Genomic DNA, 19668 nt, shown 5'->3' on the forward strand with positions numbered 1-19668 from the left:
GTCAGCATTACGCTTGGTAATGATGCACTTGGCGTGTTGGGGGAACCGGTCGAGGTAGGACTTGACCGACTCGCCTGTTTTTCTGGATCGCTCAGCGGCGGACGGGACAAGCACAACGTCCTCGCCGCAGAGGCTGCATTTACGATGGGCCATCGAGCTTCTCCACGATGTCGTAGGCGCTTTCACTGAAGCGGACCCACTGTCCCTCGCCATGCCATGAGCCGAAGAACTCGTTGGGGCCTGGGTTGACCACACCTCTGATGGGTTCTCCCGAGGGATAATCGATCTGCTTGATCATCGCGGTCGAGCCGTTGCGGAGCCGGAACTTGCCGATGCAGGCGATCATCATCGTTCGATTTTCTCCACAATGTCGAAGGAGCAATAAGGGCGACCGTCGTCGCTCCACGTCCCATCGATGCGCCAACATGTTTGGTACATGACGCCATCGACGTTGCCCCGGATCGGCTCGTTGGGGCGTGAGGCAGGTGCATCATCGAGGGAGGTGACAATGACCACCTGGCCGGCACGGTTCTTGTATTTGCCGAGGAGCGCGATCAGCATGGTGCCCGCTCAATGGCGATGTCCAAGACGCGGAGGACGCCGGCGTGGGTGGTGTCCTTGTGGTCGTTGAACGCAGGGGCGTTGATGAACCGACCCTTGAACCGGTGGAGGATGATTTTGGTGACGAACGCGACCAAGCTGCTGAATGCTGGGTCGTCGGGGGTGTCGTCGGCGCGGAGTGTGCCGACGAGGCAGAAGCATGTGGCCTTCGGGTCAGCGGGGAGGACAGCCTTACCCGTCGCGGTTCGAGCGAAGTGACCTTGAAGCCAGTTCTCGGGCTCGGCGATGCGGGCACGGGCAGCGATGAGACGGTCGCGCATAGGTTCTCCTCGGCTGGGAGTAGTGCCAGCGGGTGATTAGAGTGGGAATGGGGTGCGTGGGCTGATGGCCGGAAGGGTGTTTGCTGAAAACATTCAACAATTCGCCCTGTTAAAAAGGCCTATCGAAAGCCCCGACTTTGTATAAGTCTATTGGATATAACCTTTACACCCATAGACTAAAAATTCCATGGCGTTTCAATGATCCGAATTAACGTGGACCGTACACCGTATATTCTAGCCCTCCTTTTCCTCCTAACGTGTAAGGAAGGAAAAGAAAAAGAAAGAGTATATATTAAGAGGGGACTACCAATAGACTAAGCGAAAATCCCCTTGTTTTTAAATGAGAATTCGCCGCCCGGCGAGCTTTGCGGTCTGAATTTCCACCTTTTTGAGGAAGGCGGTGATCTCCTCGCGAAACTCGCGCCGTTGTCTGGCAACAGCGGTCTCATAGTACGGATGCAAGGACGACATAGAGAGTTCCTCCCATGAGGATGATGAGTTGCGACAGCGGCCAGAGGTGATCTCGGCCGATTGGATTGTTTACGCCACGCATGTCGAACTCCGTTCAGTTATGGAGACCACATCCACCAATCGGGGGAGGACTGGAGCCACTGGCGTGGCAACAGGATGTGGTCACCATAAATGAGGGACGAGCAGTTTTATGAGGCTTGCTCAGGCCTGACGTGGGATGATTAGAGCATGATGGTAGGGCTCCTGTTTTGTAGGCTTGGTGAGCAGTTTTCCTGACTTGCTCAGGTCAATCCATTGGACCGAATTGGTTCAACCAGCTCGGCAACTGGCAGGCCGTAGTCTCGGACAATTGGCCTTCATCCTATTTATGTTACGGCGCCGGTGTCCTAGTGGCGCTCAGATACAGAACCAAGTCATTGGTCGACGCTCCGTTCAGCAGAGTTTGCCCATCTTGCGATATGGGCTCAGTCTTCGGTGGAAATCGCGGCCATACTCCCGAACCTGGATCATGGCGTTGGTGCGCTTCAGATGATCGAGCAAGCCGGCTTCACCCAGCTTGTCGAGCAGCTCCCTCATCATGTTCCATGCTGGAGGCACGGACATGTGATAGAGGATGAATTCCTTGAGCTTCGGTGGCAGATCACGCCGGAAGCGATGTTCCTCGTCGAGGGTCATTGCTTTCCAGTGGACGACCTCACCGGGACCTACGTTGTCCATGGCAATCCTCATGTTGTGCAACTGTCGCGTATGTCAGATACGGGATAGTCGACCCGGTGGGTGTCGAACCCACGCCTTCAGTTTGATAATCAAACGCCACGCCTTACGAGGCGCCGCTCTACCGCTGAGCTACGGGTCGATTTCATTGAACTCAGGCATAAATTATAGCCTAGGCTATACTCCACAGAACGTGGGCACCCCCGCCTCATTCCTGTGCCGACTTTATCTCCAGGTCCGCGATGGTGCCGCCTTGGGAGATAGCCAGCCGAATGGCCTCGCCGACCACATGTTCGTGGGAGCCGACGCAGCGGGCCAGAACCTGGCCGGTGAGCTTGTCGACGAAGAGCACATGCTCCCCCTCTTCATGGCCGTTTACAGGCGCATACAAGCGTTTCTCGTTTCGACGCCCGATGCTCGCGGCAACAGGCCGAAGGCGCTGTGGCGCCTCGCCTGCCGCCCTGTCGACGAATTTAGGCTCGGGTGGCCGGTGCTCATCCAAATCGGGCCTGGTTCTGGCCCAATTGACGCTGCCCTCGCTCATGTAGAGCGCATTGGGATCGAATGGCGCCGGCCGCATGTAAACGCGCCTCGCACCGGGATGTTGGGCTCGCATGGGAGCCTGCGCCAGATCGGGGAGAACCTGGCCCCCTGCCCTAGGCTTGGGAGCCACGACGAAGGTTGCCAGTTCAGCGAAGGATTTCAGCATGAGTTTCCCCTTGCGGGGATTTCGAAACCCCGCTCTTTGCGAATACCAAGAAGGCTCCGCGCTAATGTGCATGGGCGAGAAGATGCCCTCGACCCGCTGGAGGCAGGGTCGAGGGCAAGCGCCTAGGCCACAGGGACGTGAGGCCTAGGAAGAGGCACCTAGGGCGTGTGCCCTAGGTGGTAGTGGCGTAGGGCCTAGGCGGCGATCTTGGTCTCCTGTATCGAGACCATGCGGCCGGTGAGGTAGACCGCGAGTTCGTTCATCTCATCCATCGACATGCCGTCGATGAGGAGCTTTGCCGCGATCACCGGGCTGGGCAGCTCGGCAGGTGCGCCGGTCTCGGCTTCCACCGTGGTGGAAACCTCTTCGGCTTCCGGTTCTGTGGCGTCGGCTTCCGGTTCGACTTCCGCCACCGGGATGTCGGCCTTGCTGGCGTACTGGCAGACAAGATCGTATGCGGTGCGGCCGTTGACGTCCAAGGCCGTCATGTGATTGGCCAGAATGGTCGACATCAAGGCGACCGCGTCATCGATGCCGCTTTCGGCAAAGGTCGCCTTGTGGTCGACCGTCACCTGATGGAAGAGGTGCTTGGCCCGCGACCATGCGTTGTTGAAGTCTTTCGTCGGCTTGTCCTTGCCGAAAACTTGCGTTTCCAGCGTGGACTTCTTGGAGCCCTTGACCTGCCCAAGGCAGGCAAGCGCGGTGTAGTTCTTCCACTGGACAGAACTGTCGATCTTCTGGATGCGCCCAGCGAGCGCCGCAATCGTGAAACCGGTCATAACCCTTTTTCCTTCGTTTGTTCCCCCGTGGGGGAAAGTTTGCTTCAGACACACCTCTCCCAGTCCTGTCCCTAGAGGGGAGAGGCAAGAGAGGCGAGGCCGGCGGCCCCGGCCCGAAGGCCTAAATACAGAGTACCATACGGGGATGTTGTGGGTTCGACTAAGGAGTACACCTTTTTCCTTATGCAGCATGGGGTTGCGGGCACTATGGTCCCACATTCACCGCTAGAAAAATTTTGAAAATCCATTTTTTACCCTATAGACTTAGATACGAAAAAGGCCCGCCGAAGCGAGCCTTGTTCCTTGATCCAGTCGGGAGACCTTTAGTGGAAAGTGACGATGTCCAGGACATGTCGCATCCGCTCTTGATCCCCGTCCAGAACCACGAAGTGCTCTTTCAGGTGAGCTATACCTTCGTCGATATCCTGCAACTCGGCAATGTTGAGTTTTGCCAATTCCAATAGACTAAGAGTTGTGAACTCGCACACGCTCAGGCCGGAAGCCTGGAACGCCATCCAAAGCCTGTTGATGGTTTCATTTCGATGCGCCAAGATACAACTCCCTTTCCCATTCCCACCATGCCTTCTCAAGCACGACGACTACCTCGTCCGAGGAGCAAGTGTGATCGACTCGTACGAAACTGTCGGGGCAGCTAAAGCCTTCGGCTCTAAAGCCTCGTGAAACGCGAAAACGACCTGCAACTCTTTCATCATTTTCTGAAAACCCTGTAATGAAACACGCTGGGCAATGCCCATACCGATGCAGAAAGACCAATACTCGCCGTGTAACTCCCCCAACGAAATGCGTGTCTTGGACTGCCCCACCATCTTCGCCTGACCGACGATGATCGTGGGGCAATTGGCCAAAAAATATCGCACCGAGTTGTTGTCGGTTGCCATCTGGTCGACGCATGCGAGATGCGAGGACGGAAGCGTGTATTCGTTGTTCTTGACCAGCCGCTGGAAGCCCTCGACCGCCCAGGCAACGATTGCCTCTCGCTCGTGCTCCAGGATGATCTGGTCGAGATCGACGATCTTCTTGGCCGCGTCGACACGACGGTTCCATTCCAGGATCAGCCAACGGCGGTTGAAGCCGTCGGAGCTGTCCCTGGTCTTGGGCAGATGGTTCGAGGAGAACCACTGGGCGCACATCGGCCGGAATTCGAAGGCCGGCATGTTCTTGTGCTGGGCCGAGATCGTTTCGCCGGTGACGATCTTCTTGAAGCTGTCGCCTGGAATGGACTTGCTCTCCGACAGCTCGCCGGCAAAGTTCAGCACCTTGCCGTGCATCTGGGCCGGCAGGAACTTGTCACCCCAGTCGGTCGGCGGGATCGAGGACACTGCATTGGGCGGCAGCAGCCCCTGAAGGATCGCGGTGACCCTGGACTTGCCCGAACCCGGCGCACCGAACAGGCAGACCGCCCGCTGGTAGGTCGTGGCATGGCCGAAGATCGTCGAACCGATGGCTTCCTGAAGCGCGGCGACCTTGTCCATGTAATCCGGGTCGTGTCCCCAGCTGTCAGCCAGGAATTGGTTGAAGATCGGCATGTGGCCGGCCAGCTCGGGCATGTATCGGAACGGCAGGATGTAAATCATGCCCTGATCGGGGTTGTGATCGACCAATTCGAAGTTTTCGGTGAGGAAACCGTTGGCGAAGTTCAGGCCCTTGAGCATGTTCTGCTTGAGGGGCTTCTGAGCCAGGGACTGCATGACCTTGAGGACGCCTTGGTAGTCGGAATAGCGTTTGCAGGCCGGATACGTCCCGAATTCCATGGAAATGACCTTTAGGAGGTCACTTGGGTCCCTTTTATCCCAAAAAGCGCCCTTCCACTGCCACCAAGAGCCCATATCGAAGCGATGTTCGCCGTATTCGTCGACGAATTTGAGCACCGCGTCGGCAATTTCCTGATGATTTTCGCCCGCGATGTCACCACGACGCAGGGAATTGATCATCTTCTTAAGCGTGGCGATGGTGATCGAGCCCGCCGACTGGCCGGTGATGAACTTCATCACCCGCTCTTCGTCGAGAACGCTCATCGTTCCAGCAGCTCGGGCCACCTTGTCGAGCGCGACGTTGATGGAATTCAGCCTGCCCTCCGAGTTGTGGTCGGAGAACCGCTCGAACTCGACAGCCAGGTAGTTCAGGATTTTGTCGGCCGTCCACTTTTCGTCGTCCTCGGTGAAGGCCAGGCCGAGCTTTTGCTTGTCGTCGTCCGTCAGGCCCTCGTCCCAGCCGATCGGCAGGCCGACGCGCTTCTCGCCGGTGACATCGCGGACCAGGAACTCGATGATCTTGGACTGGGCTTTCTCGACCGAGAGCGGGTCACCAATGACCTTCTCGATGAAAGAGGTGACCCAATGCTCCATCTCGCCCAAAGCCTCCAGGAGCGAGCGCTCGCCCCGCGTAACGGCACGAGCGAGCAGGCCGGCATGCCAGACCATGGTGTTGTCGCGGGCGCCGGCCGGAACGAAGGTCGTGACCTTGTTGTTGCCGCCGCCGACCGAGACCTCGATGCCCAGGTCCTGCAAGCAGCCTCGGATCAGATCCTCGATGCCGAGCGGGAGCGCCGGAATGGCGCCGATCACGTCAAAGAGGTTGCAGTTGGCGGTGTAGGGCCGCTTGGTCTCGGGGTGGATCGAGGGCGGCAGCACGATCTGCGTACCCTTGGACAGGATTTCGCAGATCATCGTGCCGTCGGAGTGCTTGATGCGGCACGTCCGCTCACCGACGAAGCGGTAAATCTTGACCATGCCCTTCTTGCCCACGCGCGTCCAAGGCGTCGGCGGCAGCAGGCCGTTGAGGACGTGGATGATCTTCGGGTCGTCGGTGTCGATATCGATTGCGACGAGGCCGGAAGACGGACCCATCGGCATGCCGATGTTGCCATCATGGAAATGGTCGACCCAAACATCCATCTCTTCCTGGGAGGGCTTGGTGTCGGCGAAGAGCTGCCAGCGGTTGATGGCCGGGCGCTTCTCACCCTTGATCAACGGAATGGCAGGCAGGCCTTTGGCCCAATACAGCGGGGCGTTGTCGGCGAAAATACTCATGTGACTGCTCCATCCAACCGGCGCATCAGCTCGGTCACTTGATCTTTGGTGAGGACTTCGTTCATGAAGCCGAGGATGGTTGAGCGGAACTCGTTCAACTCCTTGAGCGTGAATGCCCGCTCTCTCATGCTGATCAGCTTCTCGAACAGCAGGGTCTTGGTCTTGAAGTAGGCGAGCTTCTCGGTCACGTCTTCGGAGCCGAGTGCTTGGCCGAAGCGTTCCAGATCGTTGATGATCTTGAAGATTTGGGTGTCGATGACCTGAACCTCGTCATCGTCCGCGAAGATGTCGACCGGGGCCGCTTGCACGGCGCGGGTGAAGAACTTCTTGACCACATCCGAGTACGGGCAGTCGGGACTTGTCAGATAATTGGGGTCTTTCTCAATGCTTTGAACGATGACGTTCAGCATCAAGACCGTTTCGTCTTTGACGGTCGGGTAGAACATATGTGTGCTCCAGTGAAGGAGCTTATCTCGTGTTAAAAAACCAAATCACAAGCCACCGCGGTTCTTAGTCTATAGGGTTTTGCCCTCGAACACTCATCCCCATTTACGCTGGGAATGAAGAACAACCCCTACCTAAAGGACTTCAGATCACAGGTACGGACTCGGTTCGCTGAAGACAGCGACAACATGACCATGTCCGACTGGATCATGAAGAACACCAAGCTCCGAAAGAAGCCCTTTTCGTTCGACGGATACGAGTTCCAGAAGCAGATCGTCGACGACATGCACCCGAACCTGAGCTGCATCAAATGCTCTCAGATCGGCCTGACTGAAGTCCAGCTCCGCAAGTTCGCTGCCTTCCTGGCCCGCAACGTGGCCGTCAGCTCTATCTTCACCCTGCCCGACGACATCCTGATGAAGCGCGTGTCCCAGACCCGCTTCGGTCCCATCGTCAACGGCGAGCGGGTCTTCAACCTCGGCTATGACAAGCCGATCCGGTCGATGGGCCTCTACCAGATCAACCAGTCCTTCGGCTACTTCACCGGCAACAAGGAAGGTGACGCAACCTCCATTAACGCGGACGCCCTGTTCCACGACGAAGTCGACCTGTCTGACCAGGAGATGCTGGCCCTGTTCCAGTCCCGCCTCCAGGGATCGGACTACCGTATCACCCAAGGCTTCTCGACCCCGACCTTTGAAGGCTTCGGCATCGACGCCTCCTACAAGGCCAGCGACCAGCACGAGTACATGCTTCGCTGCCACCACTGCCGGCACCACAACATCCCTGAATTCAACCCCAACTTCGTCCATATCCCCGGCCTGAGCGGTGACCTCAATGACCTATCTGAAATCGACAGCAACATGGTTGAGAGACTGGACCTCACAGGTTCTTTTCTCCATTGCGAACGGTGCCATAATCCTCTTGATGTACATGATAGCTCTCTCCGTTCTTGGGTTCCCCGTTTTCCGGGTCGCAAGTCTCGTGGTTATCGCGTTAGTCCTTTTTCTACTCCTCGTCTGACGGTCGAATACGTCGTCGAGCAGCTGATCCTCTACAAGCAGAAGGACGCCCTGCGCCGCTGGTACAACACGGTGCTCGGCCAGTCGTTCAATGACTCGAACGCTCGCCTGAGCGAGGAAGACATCCGCGCCGTGATGAAGGGCTCAAGCCCTGTCACCTATACCGGACCCGTGGTCATCGGCATCGACATGGGCATCGTCTGCCACATCGTGCTGATCGGGCTCGGCCAGAAGGAGCCGGTGATATTCGACTTCCGCCAGGTCGCGGCCGACAACCTCCTCGACGAGGTCAAGCAGATCAAGGAGACCTACGAGCTGGTCGGCGGCTGCATGGATCGCCACCCCTACACCCCGCTGGCGAACAGCATCTTCGACGAGACCGACGGCCTGGTGATCCCGGTCGAGTACGCTTCGTCGCCCACGTCCGCCGCCGTGCAGCTGGTCAAGGATGAGCTGGACAACATCTCCCACGTCCGCGCCAACCGGACGATCATGATCGACACCGTCGCCACCATGGTCCGGAAGCGCCGCTTCCAGATGATCGGCTACGGCAAGTTCGAACACCTCCTCGTGGCCCATCTCCAAGACATGGTCCGCATCGAGAAGGAAGACACTTCGGCCATCTGGCAGAAGCTCACCGGCAATGACCACTTCTTTCACGCCATTGCGTACGGCATCTTCGCGACCCGCGTCAACGACGCCCTCCTCTACCGCTCCGACGCGGACCCCCGCTCGATGTTCACCACATCAAACCTCATCGTAATGATGAAGGAAGGCGGGGCCATGGGTGTGCAAACCAGGCGCAAAGAAGCCATATCACTGGGAACCATTAGTTAGGACATCCTTTGGCCTCTACGCTGGGCAAACTACTCGCTATTGTTGCGCCAAAGAAGTCTGCCAAAAAGGGAGGTGTCGCCGCTACGGCGACGTTCAACCCGGCGGCAGCTGAACGTGTCCTGACCGCTCCGCTCTACCAGGAGCACTTGACCGACATCTTCGCGTCTCGGCAGTCGGATGACAGCCGCACCCTGCTCAAGGGTCTCTTCAAGACCGACCCCGATGTCTCGGCTGCTGTCTTCTCCTATCTCACGATGGCGAACACCGAGCCGCTGCTCCTCGTCCGCGACATGGACGGCCAGATCGACCGTGACCAGACGAAGGCACTCGAACAGGCGATGAAGTTCCTGACGGTGCCGACCGACTACACCCTCGGCTTCCAGCTGAAGAAGAACCTCAAGACCATCGCCGAAGAGATGCGCTACATGGGCCTGCTCCGTGGTGCCATCGGCGTCGAACTGGTCCTGGACGACAAGCTCGCGCCGTCCGAGCTGCGGACGGTCGACATGGCCAGCATCCAGTGGTTCGAGAAGAAGCCTGGGCAGTTCAAGCCATTCCAGAAGGTGCCAGGCGTAACCGACCCTGGCGTCAATCTCGACATCCCTACCTTCTTCGTCTCGTTCTTCCGGCGCGACCCGACGGACATCTACAGCTATTCGACGTTCGTCTCGTCGATCAACACCATCGCTGCCCGGCAACAGGTCATCAACGACCTCTACCGGATCATGCAGAAGACGGGCTACCCGCGCCTCGATATCTCCCTGGTCGAAGAGATCATGTTGAAAAACATGCCTTCGAACATCAAGAACGACACCGAGAAGCAGAAGGTCTGGCTCGAAGCTCGCATGAGCGAAGTGCAGACCACCTTCGGCAACATGCGTCCCGACCAGGCGTTCGTTCACTGGGACTCGGTCGAGCCGACGATCCTGAACGACAAGAACCCAGGCATGGGCGTCGACATCTCCAAAATCATCGAGACGCTGAACGCCCAGAACCAGGCCGGGCTCAAGACCATGGCGACCGTCATTGGTCGCGGCGCCTCTGGCGTCAACACGTCTTCGGTCGAGTCGCGGATCGCGGCCATGAACGCCGATGAGCTGAACGAGCCGGTCGCCGAAATCCTGACCAACGTCGCATCCTTCATCTTGCACCAGTCCGGTTACCAGGGCTTCGCCGAGCTGACGTTCGTCAAGGCCGAGCTGCGCCCCGACCTGGAGCTGGAACCGCAGCTGATGCTGAAGTCGTCCAGGCTTCGCCAGGACCTCAGTGACGGGCTGATCACCGACGACGAATACCACATCCAGATGTACCGCCGGCTGCGGCCGGATGCAGCTCCGGAACTGTCGGGCACCAAGTTCGCCGGCGATCCCGGCGCCATCGACGCCAGCAAGGCCTCACCGAACGGCGATCCGCTCGGCCGCTCGCTCTCCGCGCCTGGCAGCAAAGCAGCCAAGTCCAACGCGGTCAAAGCCGCTCTCTCCATGATCCTTGAGGCCTAACCATGAGCACCCTGAACATCACCCGAGGTATCACCCTGCACCAGCAACATGGCCTGGGTGCCTTCCCGCTGATGAGCGACCGCTTCTCGGCCTCGGAGATCAAGACCACGTCCGCAACAAGCGTGGTCTCGGATAACCCGGCAGCGGGCGGTGAAATTTGGAACCTCACGCCAGTCGGCGCCGATGTCTGGATCGCCTTCGGCCCTGGCACCCCCGTCGCAGTCGTCGGCTCCGGCATGCTCCTCAAGGACGGCAGCACGTATCAGTTCTCGGCGACCGCCGGCTACAAAGTGGCGGCAATCCTGGCATGATGCACACCCGGCTCAGACTTGGCTTCCAGCGGCAGCATAAGCGGTCCTCAACCCCAATTGTCCTCCCTACATTTCTTCCGACCGTCTCGGCCGCCCCATCCTTTGTCGTAGGCACCTCGAAGCTCCTCGCGACGTATGCCGGTGCTGCGGGGCGGGTTCAGCGCGTCTCGGATGATGTTGAAGCGGATATCCCTTTCGGCTCGAAGTTTGCGAACGTGTCCGGTCTGACGTTGTCATCCCATCAATGGAAAACGCTCTACGACCAAACAGGTAATGGGAACCATATCGCTCAGGCGATCAAGGCGAACCAACCATCAGCCAGCAACCTGCTGGTCAATGGACTTCAGCCTGCCGTCCACTTTGATAGCTCGCCACTCGCCGTCGGGGTGAAGTCAAAATACATGGGCACGGCCAGCGGCCCGACGACCGAGAAGTCGGCCTTCACCATGTTCCTACTCATGGTCCCGAGCTTCTCGTTCAACGACAACTACTATGCCTGTCAGCCTGATAGCGCCACTACGCTCTCGCTGTTCACGTCGTCGGCAAATGTCGGCCTTCGAGGCAACAACACCTCACCGTTCAATTCGACCCGTAAGATGCCTCGCATCCAGCCTCAGGTGCTCCGCTGGCGTGGTAGTTCCGCTGGCAAGCAGTTTGCCGTCAATGGGTCGGCACAGCTTATCGCGACCGCGCCCGCCGCCGGGACGGTCACAGGCATTGCATTTGGCCACCACAGCACTACCGCCAGCTATGATGGCGAGTTCGATCTCATGGCCGCAGTGGTCTACAATGCGGCGCTCTCGGATGCGGACTGCCTCCAGGTCGAAACGGCGCTTTATGCCCAGTGTAACGTCCTGACCACAGCGAGCAATCTCATCATTTTCGACGGCGACAGCCGCACCGAAGGCAGCGGCCACTTCCTTAATCAAACATGGGCAAAGCGTGTTCTCGGATCGCTGAGCAAACCTGCACATGCCATCAACATGGGCATTGGTGGGCAGACGCTGCAATCCATGGCAGGTGCTGTCGCAACTCGCATCACAGCTCTCTATGACGCATCCTACGCCAAGAACGTTGTAGTCATGGGCGGGCCGGCGATCAACGACTTCACGGCGGGCCGCACTGCGGCGCAAGCCCAGGCCGATGCTCAGTCTTACTGCGCCGGCGTCCATGCCAATCAGGCTCTCATCGTCGCTACGTGTCCATTCCGTTCGACCGAAAGCGGGACAGCTCGCACCGACTATAACACCTGGCTGCGAGCCAACTATGCGTCCCTAAAGTCCGGTGCGATCCTCGTAGACCTCGCAGCTATTCCTCAGCTTGCGAGCTACTCGACAGATTACTATGCCGACATCGTACATTTCAACGACGCGGGTCAGCAGCTTTGGGCTGCGGCGTTCAAGCCCGCTATCGAAGCGGCTATAGCATAACTCATCATACCTCATCGTCACGACTCACCTGAAGTTTGCATCCATACCCCTGGCTGCACATCTTCAGTGAAGAATGAAACAGGTAGTAAAGACCCCCGATATCCTAGCCCGTCTCCGCGCTGCGGTGGGCAACGACATAGCGGTCGACAACCTGGCTGTCTTCGAGGCGATTGCACTCAACACGCTCCCGCTCCGCAAGAAGCATCCGCTCTACAACAAGTCGGTTGTGGACCGTGGAATGCTGATGGAAATGGCCGCGTCTCTGTCGCAGGAGAGCGTTCCACTTCAGGTCATGCACGACTCCGAGGTCCTGCCGAAAGGCCGCGTCTTCCACGGACAAGTGGTCGACACCGGTGCGAATTCCGAGCTTCGTGTCTTGTTCTTCGTGGATGAGACCGAAACCGACACGATCAAGAAAATCGACGCCGGAACTGTAGACCAGGTTTCTGTGTCGGTCCTCTCGAAGAAGATCATCAACAGCGTTTCCGGGTTCGACTATCTCGGCGCCGACTCGACCTTCGACAACGTTTGGACTGGCACTGACCCTGATGGAAACACTCTGGGCGAGAACGGCTGCTACGGCAAGCTTGTCGGTCTCGACGTCTGGTTTGAAACGTCACTCGTAGGAAAGGGTGGGGCGCAGAACGCCCGCATCGTTCCTCGTGACCAAGCACACTTTGGGTCCTCGTATCAGAAACTCGCCGCCAGCGGTTTGGACCCGAACATCTTCATCTTGGCGGCATCTACGAGGAACGACCAAATGGATCTTACCACTCTCGTCGCCAGCCTGAACGAAAAGAGCGTCGAGCTTGCTCTGAAGGTCTCTGCCTTCAGTGCTCTCGAAGCGTCCGTGGCCGGCAAGGACACCGAGATCGCTGCTCTCAAGCTTCAGCTCGCTGATGCTGCGAAGCCCGAAGTGGCCGCTGAACTCGCCACTGTCAAGACCGATCTGGAAGCCAAGAACGCTGAGCTGGCCGTCGCGATGACCGCCCTCAAGGGCATCGCCACCAAGGTCACGACCGCTGCTGGCAAGCTGAACATCACGGTGCCTGAGACGGTTCCGGAGATCGAGGCTCTCCTGACCGAGACGACCACGAACATGGCCGCTCTTCTGGTCGCCGGCGGCAAGGCGCACGACGCTGCCGAAGGCGAAAAGAACGCGGCTCCTGCCAACCTCGGCGCCTTCCGCGTCCGCAAGAACTAACCCACGGAGATTTTGAATTATGGCCGGCACTCCTTTCCACACTTCTGTCAGTCTCGCGGGTTTTCACTTCGAAGACTTCAGCCTGACCTTCAAGCTTACGGCCGGCATCACTGCCGCTGACGTGGGCAAGGCTATCTCGATGAGCGCGGTCGCGAACACGGTCAAGCTTTCCGGCGATGGCGATGCAATCATTGGTCGTCTCGCGACGGTCGAAGACCGCACCATCGAAGGCACCCTCGTTGGCGCCGTCGAGCTGAAGTTCGCCAACACCTTGCCGATCAAGTCGGGTTCCACGGTCATTGTCGGTGACACCGTCATTGGCGCCGGCGCCGGCGAAGTCAAGGCAGGCACCGCCAACCACAACGTCAATTTTGTCACTGAAGTCGTTGGCCTCGTCGCCACCGTCGTCAAGCTGTAATCACGGAGAACGAAACCAATGTCGACCAAATCACTCACCGAGGTTCGTCGCCGTGGTGTGCATGAACTGAAGCCTCTGCGTAGTGCAAACTCGCAGGAGTCGGTTCAGGCAGCTCTGACGCTCGTTGCTGAAGCCCGCAGCTTTGGCCTCGGCCTCCGCGACTACCTTGACCTGGCCATCGATGTGCCAGCTTCCGAGACCCCGGAGCGCTATCGCGACAGCGAAGGCTATCTGTCGGGCTACGAAGCCTCGCTGGCCATTCTCGGCCTGCCGGTTGCGAACGACTTCTCCCGTGGCATCGTCCTCGACGCCGCGTCGGACACCTTCCAGACGTACGCCGGCACTCGCGCCCTGTTCCCACAGGTTATCGACGACCTGGTGCGCTACAAGTACCGTCAGGACCAGCTGGAGAATACCGCCGCCCTCGTGTCGCAGTCCCGCACGATCAACGGCATCGAGATGGTTTCGACCGTCGTCGACGACGCTGAAGGCGACTACCAGGTGGTTCGCGCAGTTGCTGAGCTTGGCCGCATCCCGGTCAAGACGATCCGCACCGGCGAAACGGCTGTCAAAATCTACAAGCATGGTGGTGGCTATCGTATCTCCTACGAGTTCCAGCGCCGCGCCCGCCTGGACATGCTCACGCCTTTCCAGAACCGTATGGCCCGCGAGACCGAGCGCTCGAAGGTTTGGACCGCCACTGGCGTCCTGATCAACGGCGACGGCGTCAACCCGGCCGCTGGCACCGTGGCTCAGGCCACGTTGGCATCCGGCACCTCGGCTGGCGTCATCAGCTGGAAGGCTCTGATGGCTTGGCTGATCAACCGCGCAAAGGCCGGCGTTCCTGTCGACACCGTGGTTGGCAACTGGGATGCTTACGTCGCCTGGCTGATGCTGTTCGCAGTGCCGACCTCGGCGAACAACCGTACGGATGCGAACAACCTCGCAGCCACGGGCTTCCAGATCGGTGGCGTTCCGATCCTGCAAGGCAAGGTGGACTTCGCTCTGTCGAGCGCAGTGCCTGCCAACCAGCTGATTGGCTTCTCGCGAGGCGACACCCTCGAAGAGCTGGTCGAAGCCGGTTCGAGCATCGACGAGTCCGAACGCGCCATCCAGAACCAGTCGATCACTTACGTGAAGACTGAGAACACCGGATACAAGCTGTCCTTCGGCGATACGCGCTCGATCTTTACCTTCGCCGCGTAACGAAACCGCACTTCGAAATGGGTCCACCGTTCAGCTCCTGGGCGGTGGACTTTTTCTTTAGAGGAACCTCCACCCATGAAAATCCTGTGTGAAACCAATGGTGAATTTCAGCTTATTGATTTCGGAAATGGCGGCAACATTGTCGCGGCTCACCGGCCCTCGGTTGTCAGCGGTTCTCCCTTTATCTCTGCTCGCGCCGCTCTCGGCCAGATCAAGGTCCTGGGAAATCTAGCAGACGAAGCGACGGACGAAGAGTTCGTCGAATACTTCGTCGCTGCCGAAGACGCTGAGCTGGCCGTCGCATCCTTTCTCGATGCCTACGCTCCCGAGGGGACCAAGAAGGTCGCCACGAAGGGTAAGGGCAAAGGCAAGGGAAAGACCGCCGAGCCCGAGATCGAACCTGAAGCCGACAAGACTGACGACGACAACAGCGGCGAGTAAGCCATGAACGACTTCCTCGCCGGCACCGATGTGACCTTGATGGTCATGCTGACTGACGCTGGAACTCCTCTTGTCCCGGACGCTGGGTCTATGACCTATACCGTTCGGGACCAGGAGGGTGTGGCGATCCCTGGACTTTCAGGCATCCCGATCACCACCGGCCCAACCACGTTCAGAGTGTCGGTCGTTGTCCCCGCCATCAACAATTCCATTGCCGCTGAGAAGCGGTTTGAGAAGCGAGTGGTCACCTTCAACTATCTCGTGGGCGGCGTGGGCAAGCAGCAGAGCGAAACCTACCGCCTCACCGCTTTCCTCAACCACATCGTCAATGGTGGACAGGTCAGGGGCTTCATCGGTGTCCAGCAGCACGAGCTGCCCGACGAAGAGATCGACCTGATGGTCGCCTACCTGAAGGTGGAGAAGGTGGTCGGCCTGGTCGATCTCGGGACCGCCCTCGCCTCTGGCACAACGCTGGAGCTGGCGGCGAACGAGATGATCCGCATGCAGGCTGTCCTCGATGTGCTGCCATCCCTCAAGCAGCGCATCGCCCAGTCCGAGACCAATGGCATCAAGGGCTTCTCACGCCCGGCCATCCGCGACTTCGCTGAGGTCGAGCAGAAGGCGAAGGATCGGTATGCCGATGCCCTCGCAGAGACCACCGGTCGCACCACCGACGCGACCCACACGTTGGCTGTCCTCACTCAGGATACCGACCCAGTCACGGGGTAACGCAATGACCATTGGCCTGAACAACAGCGGGCGTCGATTTGAAAGCCTGATGACCACCGTTGGTGGCTTTCCTTTCGTCGGCGACGTGCAGGCCATGGATGAGGGCCACGTCCCGTCCTACGACTACAGCGACCCCAGGCTGGTCCTGCGGGTTCGGCACCTCTGCCCAGTGGGCACGGGCGCCATGATCCTCGACGCCGCCGGCCGGCGATACCTGCTCGGCGAGCACGACTCGGCCAACGATTACAACCAGGTCCACTACCGCACCCACCGCATGTTCCACATGAGCCGACTGGTATCCTGGAAGCGGGAGACGCAAGTCGTCGACCTGGCTACCGGCCTCAAGAAGGGCAGCGGCCGGCAGCTGATCTCCAACATCTGGGTGCTGATCGAGCGCATGACCCGCGAACCCACCGGCGGGCCGATGGGGGTCAAGGAGCAAATCCGGCAGCTGATCACCGGCGAGGACATCCAGCTGGGTGACATCGTAGACGACATGATCGTGAAGCGGCTCGACGTAGTGCTCGGAGTGAACGTCGCGGAAATCCAGTAATGAGCGCGAAGAACCGCATCAGCATCAACTTCCGGATCGGCAAGAACTCTGGCAGCAGGGACGCGAGTGGCACCGGAGCTGCGGCTGCGATCACCGACGCGGTCGCAGCCGCGACCGGGAACTTCGCCATGGAACGTGTGCGGGTTGGCTTGAAAACCCTCAACGCACGGCTCCAGCGGACCATCGAGACTGAGTATGCTCTCGGTGTGAAATACGCCGCCGACAACCTGATGGGTCAGCTCTCAGCCTACGGCTCCGACCACAGCCCCAAGGTCTTCTCTTTCTCGGACGCCGCCGGCGCGGTGATCAACACCAAGATCGCAAACAGCAAGCGCTTCCAGATGTCCACGCAGCCATTCGCCCGTGGTCAGATCAGCTGGGCTCGCCTGACCGGCAACACCATCCGCCGCAAGGTCGCCGGCGGGCTGAGCGTAGATCGGGCCAGGCGGTTCTATCGAAACACTGGCAGGCTGCGCCAGGAGCTGCTGTCGCAGTCCAGGCAGATGGTCAAACGAACCGGCGTGGTCAGGATCACGATGAACAGCTCGGGGCGGTTCGTCACACGCGCCAGGGGCGCCACCATTCCGGTCGGCCAGCTCAGGATCACGCTGATGCCGAACGTGTCGAGATCGTCCCTCCCCGGCCTGATCTCTGGCAACCTTGGCGATGTGAACCAGAACATGAGCTTCGAGCGCTCGCTCGGAATGTCTTCCGATGCGATCACCAAGCTTCAAGGCCCGATGGCGGGTGGGCACAATCTGTCCCATCGCCCCCTTCTCCAACCAGTCTTCACCTACTGGAGCCTGTTCAAAATCCCGCAAAAAATCGCGGCCGCTCTCAACGACAGCATCGTCTCGGCAACCCAGAGCGGCGTCGAAGATTACAGCACTGGAACATCATAATGATTATCGAAGACGCATGGGTCTCCATCGTGAAGGTTTGCCAAGGCATCATCACCGAGGTGGAGGCACTCTACCCCGACACCGAGATCAATTTCTTCGACTGGGAAACGCACTCCAACGTCGCGGAGCTGCCGAACAGTGACCTGATCGGTCCAACGGCGCTCGCCTTCACTGAGCAGTCGCCGGGATTGTCTGAGGCGGTATTCGCTATCGCGGCCTCGACGTATGGTGACGACACGAACCTGTTCCGTCACCGGAAGATCATGTCGCTGATCTTCGAGCGGCTGCGGCCGACGAAGACGATGAAAATTTATGACGCCGGCTCGGCGTTGGAAAAGGGCTTCATGGTGTTCACTGACGGAACCACTCTGGTCCCGATGACGCGGTCGGAAGCTAGGCCGTGGCAGTATGTTCAGGTTCAAGCTCTGTTGGGTGAGGAATAGAACCCACTCCACCCTGAGCCTGCATCAGGGTCCGAATGATCGACAGGTTGCCGTCGATCTCTCCAGCCAGGGCGCACTCAATCAGGAAGACCACTTCATGGTTCATGCTGCGGCGATTGTATTTCGCCCGGCTCTGCAACAGTGCGTACAGCTCCGGTTCTAAGGTCGTCGTAAATCGAGTCATAACTCACCATTCTGGTTCGTGGCTTCTTAGGTGATATGGGGAGGAGTTTCTATCTTACAAGTGAGCAAACTCTCTATGTAAAACTCAAAGGAAACACCATGGCCGGCACCGCCCGCACCGACAAGTTTCTGCTTTCGACCGCGACCGTCATGGTCGGTGCTTTGGCAGACCTCCACGCCTTCCAGCCCAGCACTCACTCCATCGGCCTGGTGAAGAATTTCACGATCACCTCCGATCCGGCGTATGTCGAGCTGACGCAGGGCATCAAGAACAACATCGTCATGTCTGTCCGCAACCAGGACGGCATCAAGGCGTCTTGTGAAGTGTACGAGTACACTGCTCGGAACCTTGCCTACGGCGCCGGTCTCGATGCCTCCGGCACGTCCTTCGATCCGATGCCGAACATGTGGGCTTCCAGCAACTCGGTTGCTGCGGCTGGCCTGACTGTCGAAGTCGCTTCCGACATCACGACCGACCTCGCTGCCGGCGATTACATCTTCCTCCAGGATGGCATCGACGACGCTGTCCACATCGCCAAGGTCCTGACCGCCGTCTATGCGACGACCAAGACCACGATCACGTTCGCCACTGGCTACGCGACTCCACCTGTGAAGGTGTGGCCGATTGGCACCCGCATCGGCAAGATCAAGCGTATCGATCTGGGCGGTGTCTCGTTCCAGCCGGAGCTGGCCGTCAAGATCGTCGGCATCCTGCCGAAGGACAACTCGCCGTTTACGATCCTCCTGCCCAAGGTCAAGATCACCAAGGGTATGAGCGTCGGCTTCCAGACGGACAACTTCGGCAACCTGCCGTTCGAGTTTACGCCTTACGCCGGCGTTCCGACCGATCCGATGTACTCGTTCTACGGTGAGGCTGCGGCCGTTCTGTTCCCCCGCTAACAGTCGCTGTGTCCTTGTAGATAAGCACGTCACTCCCCACATGAGTGACGTGCTTTTTCTTTAACAAATAGCGGGAACTCCTTGTGGCAAATTCACCAACACTCACGATCAAACTGGACGAGGCAGAACGCGAACTGTTCATGTCTTTCGGCCTTCTGAACGAACTCTCCATCCTCGTCGGCGACCCCGGTCGCATCGCATCCGTCCCGGTCAACTCTGACATGCGTCGGGACATCCTCATGGCATGTCTGGCCGTCCGCAAGAAGAGCGGCAAGGTCGAGAAACCAGTGGCCGACTTCGACGATCTTGACATCTCCATCAGTGATGTCGAAGCGATCCTCACCTGGACCATGGATCACCTCATGGATTTTTTCGTGCGGTCACTCAAAAAGGTCAACCAGGTGATGGCAACGCACAAGACCGATCTGGACACCCTAGCATCCTCCTTGGCTGGCTCACCGGACTCTCCTTTGAAGATAGCATAATCTGGACGCTGGGCATCAAGCCCAGCGACCTCCGTGAGGTCCTATGGTCTCACACCC

Annotated in this window: 24 protein-coding genes and 1 tRNA gene; 14 read left to right on the forward strand and 11 right to left on the reverse strand. The window is 58.8% G+C overall.

The window, feature by feature from the left end:
• Positions 1-139: 139 nt before the first annotated feature.
• The 11 genes from NKJ88_RS05945 to NKJ88_RS05995 form a co-directional block, all read right to left on the reverse strand.
• Positions 140-349 (reverse strand): hypothetical protein, encoded by a 210-nt coding sequence (locus tag NKJ88_RS05945; RefSeq protein ID WP_352443727.1) that lies wholly within the window; start codon positions 347-349, stop codon positions 140-142.
• Positions 346-561: a hypothetical protein gene (locus tag NKJ88_RS05950; RefSeq protein WP_352443728.1), complete on the reverse strand. Its 216-nt coding sequence runs from the start codon at positions 559-561 to the stop codon at positions 346-348. Before NKJ88_RS05950 ends, NKJ88_RS05945 begins: the two co-directional genes overlap by 4 nt.
• Positions 555-881 carry a DUF6197 family protein gene (locus tag NKJ88_RS05955; protein WP_352443729.1) on the reverse strand — a complete coding sequence of 109 codons (327 nt, stop codon included), beginning with the start codon at positions 879-881 and terminating at the stop codon, positions 555-557. Before NKJ88_RS05955 ends, NKJ88_RS05950 begins: the two co-directional genes overlap by 7 nt.
• A gap of 336 nt (positions 882-1217) precedes the next feature.
• Positions 1218-1352, reverse strand: a complete 135-nt coding sequence (locus tag NKJ88_RS05960; protein WP_352443730.1) for a hypothetical protein — start codon at positions 1350-1352, stop codon at positions 1218-1220.
• 432 nt (positions 1353-1784) lie between these two features.
• Positions 1785-2069, reverse strand: a complete 285-nt coding sequence (locus NKJ88_RS05965; protein WP_352443731.1) for a hypothetical protein — start codon at positions 2067-2069, stop codon at positions 1785-1787.
• A gap of 48 nt (positions 2070-2117) precedes the next feature.
• A tRNA-OTHER gene (locus NKJ88_RS05970) sits at positions 2118-2208 on the reverse strand.
• Positions 2209-2274: 66 nt separating this feature from the next.
• Positions 2275-2775 (reverse strand): hypothetical protein, encoded by a 501-nt coding sequence (locus NKJ88_RS05975; RefSeq protein ID WP_352443732.1) that lies wholly within the window; start codon positions 2773-2775, stop codon positions 2275-2277.
• Between the two features lie 194 nt (positions 2776-2969).
• Positions 2970-3554, reverse strand: a complete 585-nt coding sequence (locus NKJ88_RS05980) for a hypothetical protein (protein ID WP_352443733.1) — start codon at positions 3552-3554, stop codon at positions 2970-2972.
• Positions 3555-3877: 323 nt separating this feature from the next.
• Positions 3878-4105 carry a hypothetical protein gene (locus tag NKJ88_RS05985; RefSeq protein WP_352443734.1) on the reverse strand — a complete coding sequence of 76 codons (228 nt, stop codon included), beginning with the start codon at positions 4103-4105 and terminating at the stop codon, positions 3878-3880.
• A 48-nt stretch (positions 4106-4153) separates the two neighbouring features.
• Positions 4154-6604 (reverse strand): phage/plasmid primase, P4 family, encoded by a 2451-nt coding sequence (locus NKJ88_RS05990; RefSeq protein WP_352443735.1) that lies wholly within the window; start codon positions 6602-6604, stop codon positions 4154-4156.
• On the reverse strand, positions 6601-7050 hold the full coding sequence (locus tag NKJ88_RS05995) for a hypothetical protein (protein ID WP_352443736.1): 450 nt from the start codon (positions 7048-7050) through the stop codon (positions 6601-6603). Before NKJ88_RS05995 ends, NKJ88_RS05990 begins: the two co-directional genes overlap by 4 nt.
• A gap of 186 nt (positions 7051-7236) precedes the next feature.
• Between NKJ88_RS05995 and NKJ88_RS06000 the strand changes: the two genes are divergently transcribed.
• From NKJ88_RS06000 to NKJ88_RS06065, 14 genes are all read left to right on the forward strand, one after another.
• On the forward strand, positions 7237-8907 hold the full coding sequence (locus NKJ88_RS06000) for a phage terminase large subunit family protein (RefSeq protein WP_352443737.1): 1671 nt from the start codon (positions 7237-7239) through the stop codon (positions 8905-8907).
• Positions 8908-9053: 146 nt separating this feature from the next.
• Entirely contained in the window at positions 9054-10406 is a 1353-nt protein-coding gene (locus NKJ88_RS06005) for a hypothetical protein (RefSeq protein ID WP_352443738.1), read from the forward strand.
• 2 nt (positions 10407-10408) lie between these two features.
• Positions 10409-10717 carry a hypothetical protein gene (locus NKJ88_RS06010; RefSeq protein WP_352443739.1) on the forward strand — a complete coding sequence of 103 codons (309 nt, stop codon included), beginning with the start codon at positions 10409-10411 and terminating at the stop codon, positions 10715-10717.
• Positions 10714-12147: an SGNH/GDSL hydrolase family protein gene (locus tag NKJ88_RS06015; RefSeq protein WP_352443740.1), complete on the forward strand. Its 1434-nt coding sequence runs from the start codon at positions 10714-10716 to the stop codon at positions 12145-12147. Before NKJ88_RS06010 ends, NKJ88_RS06015 begins: the two co-directional genes overlap by 4 nt.
• 73 nt (positions 12148-12220) lie before the next feature.
• A complete protein-coding gene (locus tag NKJ88_RS06020) occupies positions 12221-13351 on the forward strand; it encodes an ABC transporter C-terminal domain-containing protein (protein ID WP_352443741.1) in 1131 nt (376 codons plus the stop codon).
• Between the two features lie 19 nt (positions 13352-13370).
• Positions 13371-13769, forward strand: a complete 399-nt coding sequence (locus NKJ88_RS06025) for a hypothetical protein (protein WP_352443742.1) — start codon at positions 13371-13373, stop codon at positions 13767-13769.
• Positions 13770-13787: 18 nt separating this feature from the next.
• Positions 13788-14975 carry a phage major capsid protein gene (locus tag NKJ88_RS06030; protein WP_352443743.1) on the forward strand — a complete coding sequence of 396 codons (1188 nt, stop codon included), beginning with the start codon at positions 13788-13790 and terminating at the stop codon, positions 14973-14975.
• Between the two features lie 75 nt (positions 14976-15050).
• A complete protein-coding gene (locus NKJ88_RS06035) occupies positions 15051-15416 on the forward strand; it encodes a hypothetical protein (protein ID WP_352443744.1) in 366 nt (121 codons plus the stop codon).
• Positions 15417-15419: 3 nt separating this feature from the next.
• A complete protein-coding gene (locus NKJ88_RS06040) occupies positions 15420-16145 on the forward strand; it encodes a hypothetical protein (protein WP_352443745.1) in 726 nt (241 codons plus the stop codon).
• A 4-nt stretch (positions 16146-16149) separates the two neighbouring features.
• Entirely contained in the window at positions 16150-16698 is a 549-nt protein-coding gene (locus tag NKJ88_RS06045; RefSeq protein WP_352443746.1) for a hypothetical protein, read from the forward strand.
• Positions 16698-17600, forward strand: coding sequence for a hypothetical protein (locus tag NKJ88_RS06050; protein ID WP_352443747.1), 903 nt, complete (start codon positions 16698-16700; stop codon positions 17598-17600). The genes NKJ88_RS06045 and NKJ88_RS06050 overlap by 1 nt, the downstream gene beginning before the upstream one ends.
• Positions 17600-18043 (forward strand): hypothetical protein, encoded by a 444-nt coding sequence (locus NKJ88_RS06055; RefSeq protein ID WP_352443748.1) that lies wholly within the window; start codon positions 17600-17602, stop codon positions 18041-18043. Before NKJ88_RS06050 ends, NKJ88_RS06055 begins: the two co-directional genes overlap by 1 nt.
• A 282-nt stretch (positions 18044-18325) precedes the next feature.
• Positions 18326-19126 carry a hypothetical protein gene (locus NKJ88_RS06060; protein WP_352443749.1) on the forward strand — a complete coding sequence of 267 codons (801 nt, stop codon included), beginning with the start codon at positions 18326-18328 and terminating at the stop codon, positions 19124-19126.
• 83 nt (positions 19127-19209) lie between these two features.
• Entirely contained in the window at positions 19210-19611 is a 402-nt protein-coding gene (locus NKJ88_RS06065) for a hypothetical protein (protein WP_352443750.1), read from the forward strand.
• Positions 19612-19668: the final 57 nt, after the last annotated feature.

The organism is Mesorhizobium sp. M0016 (genome assembly GCF_040324035.1).
GTDB lineage: Bacteria > Pseudomonadota > Alphaproteobacteria > Rhizobiales > Rhizobiaceae > Mesorhizobium.